Here is a 3,561-nt window from a genome sequence, read left to right as displayed (position 1 = left end):
CGGGTGACGTCATGACATCCACTCCTTGAAACGGAAGAAGCCGAGGAAGCCGGCGTTGGCCGGCACGGGGCGCCACTCGAGCGGCGCCTGCGTGGCGAGCGAGTCCAGGACACCGGTGCGCACGGCCGCGCCCGGCTCACCCGGGTGGTAGACGACGCGCGCGGGGGCATGGGCCCGGTCCTCCGGGCGCACCACGAGCATCAGGTGGAAGACGGGCCCCGCGTCGTGCTCCTGGCGGAAGGCCACCACGTCCCCGGTGCGCAGCGCTTCGCGCGTGGCCGCGTCCCGCCCCAGCGCGCTGAAGTTGCGCGCGAGCAGCGTCTCCGCGTCCGCGAAGTCGGAGGGCTCACCGCGCGCGTCCTTCCACAGCGGGGACGCGAGCCGCTCGGATGCCACGCGCCGGTAGGCCGTGCGGTACGCGTAGCGGATCAGGCCCGCGCAGTCGCGCTGCGCCGGCTGCCACGCCGTGTCCGGAGCCCGCACCTGCGCGAGCGCCACCTGCGCCACCTCGCGGCGCAGCAGCCGCGCGCGCGTCTCCGGGGAGGCAGGCTCGGAGGAAATCGCCGATGCGACCTCACGGCCGGAGGCCACGCGCGTCTCCGGTGGGACGGGTGCGGAGACGACAGACGATGCGGCCTCACGGCCGGAGGCCACGCGCGTCTCCGGTAGGAGGGGCGCGGAGACGACAGACGATACGGCCTCGCTGCCCGGCGCCGCGCGCGTCCCGGCCTGCTCGGGCACGGACGGGCCCTTCGCCACCGGGGCGGCATGCAGCAGCAGGGAGAGCATCAGGACGCGCATGGGAGGGGCCGGGCCGGGAGCGTCAGGCGCTCCTTCAGTACCCGCCCTCGCCCTCGCCGGAGTCGCCGCTCGCCTGGAGCTCCTTGAGCGCCTCGTCCAGGTTGTCGGGCCAGCTTTCACCCTTGGGCTTCGGGTCGGCGGACGGCACGTAGACCTCCGCCTGTCCGTCGCCCAGGATGTTCACCCACGCGAGCACGCGCGTGGTGCCGGGCGTCGCCAGCGGGATGCGCACGCGGCGGCGGACCTCGCCCGGCGTGCCCTCGAAGAGCGCCAGGTTGAGCGTCGCCACCGTGTGCGCCTTGTCACCGCTGGGCCAGTAGTTGGTCGCGATGAGGTACACGCCCGTGGGCGGCGCGCGGTGGATGTAGAGGTACGGGCCATACGCCGGCTGGTCGAAGTCTCCCCCCTGCGAGTTGAGGAAGAACGTGCCGCCAGACGGGCTGTCCGTGTCCGCCCAGTACACGTGCGCCATCGCCTTCACATCGAGCGAGTCCCCCGCGCTGCTCGCGTCGGTGGGCTCGTAGATGTGCAGGTCCGTGTAGACGCCGTCCGTGTCGCTCGTGAGGATGGCCTTGAGCGGCACCGGAGGCACCTTCGCGTAGCTCGTCGCCTGCGCGCGCGCCGTGCCCCCTTTGTTGGTGGCCATCACCGTGACGATGTTCTTGCCGCTCGCCGCCGGGAACTTGCGGCTGAAGCGCCCGCCCACGGTGCGCATGAGGTAGCGGTCGCCGTTGATGGAGACGACCACCGGATCCACCGTGGTGTCGCTCACCGTGCCTTCGATGAGCAGCATCCGGTCCACCGTCCACCCTCCGGACGGCGCGCTCAGACGCACGGTGGGCAGCTTGTCACCCCTGCCAATGGGCACGCCCTGCTGACGAGCTTGAACCGGCGGCGCCGTCTGCGTCAGCAACGCGGCGAGAAGGACGGAGAGCATCTGCGGGAGCCTGGGAGTGGGAAGCGCGAACCGCGTGTCCGCGAAGGGACACAGCGTGCGGCAAGCTCCCCTCCCATTTCAAGCCACCTGCCATTTCACGACGACACGGCCCGGGCAGGCCCCCCCTCCCGCAACGCCGTCGTCGCAGGTCCCGACCTCGTCCGCGACCGTCCGCCCGCCCGTTCCCAGGCCCCGGCACCCACGGTTCACGGCAGGTGTGCTGGCTTCACCAGGTTCCGCGGGCAGCACTCCGCGGGTCATCCCTGCGCATGCGACCTGCTACGGCGCCGGAGGGCGCTCCCAACCGTGGCTCTCCACGAAGCCCGACACCAGCGCCGCCAGCGTGTCGCGGATCTTCTCCACGTCCGCCGCGGACTTGCCCGCCGTGTCCTCGACCATGGGCCACTCCACGCGCTCCTGGCCCTGCACCACCGGCGCGTCCGCGAAGCCGCCCAGCGTCACCACCACCTGCGCGCCCTTGGCCAGGTCCGCCGTCAACTGCTCCGGCTTCGCACCCGTCATGCTCACGGTGATGTCATTCATCGTGGCGAGCACTTCGGGCTGCACCCGCTCGGCCGGCTGCGCTCCCGCGGCGATCGCACGCGCCTTCGCGGGGTCCGCCATCAGGTTGAAGAACGCCGCAGCGATCTGCGAGCTGCCCGCACTCTGCTTACAAGCGAAGATGACCGTGTTCATCGCACCGCCTTTGGAGTGTTGAGAATCATGAGGTCCAAGCCTTCCAGGGAAGTATCACATCCTGAGTGAGGGAGAAGACAACGCTCGCCCGCATCCCCCAACACCATACAACGCATCGCGTCAACAATGCACGACTGGGTGGCACCTGACTCCGGGCGGGTCACCGCAGCGAGCGGATGGCACCGGGATGCCTAGGTTGCTGGGGTCATGCAAAGCACCCCCTCCTGGGCCTGGATCGTCTTCTGGGCGCTGCTCCTGGCGCTGCTGGTGGTGGACCTGCTGGCCCACCGGGGCGGGCGGGGCCAGTCGCGCCGCGCGGCCGTCCTGTGGAGCCTGGCGTGGGTGGGGTTGGGGCTGGCCTTCTGTGGCTTCGTGTGGGTGACGTTGGGCAGCGAGCGCGGCCACGAATACCTGGCGGCGTGGCTCATCGAGAAGAGCCTCAGCCTGGACAACGTCTTCGTCTTCCTCGTCATCTTCCGCAGCCTGAACGTGCCCTCACGCTACCAGCACGAGGTGCTCTTCCTGGGCATCTTCGGCGCGCTGGTGTTCCGGGCCCTGTTCATCTTCGTGGGCGCGGCGGCGCTGCAACGCTGGGGCTGGGTGTCGTACGTCTTTGGCGCCATCCTGCTCATCACCGCGTGGCGCGTCTTCCGCGAGGACCCGTCCAAGCAGCAGGACAACCGCGTCGTGCAGTGGCTGTCGCGCAGGCTGCCGGTGAGCGACCAGGTGGAGGGGCCGCACTTCGTGGTGAAGCACGGGGGCCGCAGGCTCGTCACGCCGCTCTTGCTGGCGCTCATCGGCCTGGAGGTGACGGACATCCTGTTCGCGGTGGACTCGGTGCCGGCGGCGTTCTCCGTCACCACCGACACGTTCATCCTCTACAGCTCCAACGCCTTCGCCATCCTGGGGCTGCGCGCGCTCTACCTCGTCATCGCCGGGGCGGTGGGGCAGCTGCGCTACCTGCACTACGGCCTCGCGGGGGTGCTGGCGTTCGCGGGCGTGAAGATGGTCGTGGAGGAGTGGGTGCACATCCCGCCGCTCCTGTCGGTGGCCATCATCCTCGTCGTCATCGGCACCGCGGTGGGGGCAAGCCTCGCGCACCGTCCGCGCGAGGTGGAGGCCTGAGG

Annotated in this window: 4 protein-coding genes; 1 reads left to right on the top strand and 3 read right to left on the bottom strand. The window is 70.5% G+C overall.

The genetic code is table 11. The features are described from left to right. Positions 1-9: 9 nt before the first annotated feature. The 3 genes from D7V93_RS40230 to D7V93_RS40220 all read right to left on the bottom strand — a co-directional run bounded on the left by D7V93_RS40230 (position 10) and on the right by D7V93_RS40220 (position 2,434). Complete coding sequence (locus tag D7V93_RS40230) at positions 10-801, bottom strand: DUF1175 family protein (protein ID WP_244237800.1); 792 nt, start codon at positions 799-801, stop codon at positions 10-12. Positions 802-835: 34 nt separating this feature from the next. After that, positions 836-1,738 (bottom strand): DUF2135 domain-containing protein, encoded by a 903-nt coding sequence (locus D7V93_RS40225; RefSeq protein WP_120648318.1) that lies wholly within the window; start codon positions 1,736-1,738, stop codon positions 836-838. 279 nt (positions 1,739-2,017) lie between these two features. Then, positions 2,018-2,434 (bottom strand): arsenate reductase/protein-tyrosine-phosphatase family protein, encoded by a 417-nt coding sequence (locus tag D7V93_RS40220; protein WP_120648317.1) that lies wholly within the window; start codon positions 2,432-2,434, stop codon positions 2,018-2,020. A 207-nt stretch (positions 2,435-2,641) separates the two neighbouring features. Here D7V93_RS40220 and D7V93_RS40215 point away from each other — a divergent pair, with 207 nt between their 5' ends. After that, a complete protein-coding gene (locus tag D7V93_RS40215; RefSeq protein WP_120648316.1) occupies positions 2,642-3,559 on the top strand; it encodes a TerC/Alx family metal homeostasis membrane protein in 918 nt (305 codons plus the stop codon). Positions 3,560-3,561: the final 2 nt, after the last annotated feature.

It is taken from the genome of Corallococcus llansteffanensis, from assembly GCF_003612055.1.
Taxonomy (GTDB): domain Bacteria; phylum Myxococcota; class Myxococcia; order Myxococcales; family Myxococcaceae; genus Corallococcus; species Corallococcus llansteffanensis.
Note: the sequence above shows the minus strand (reverse complement) of the source record. Positions and strands in the feature narration are given on the sequence as shown.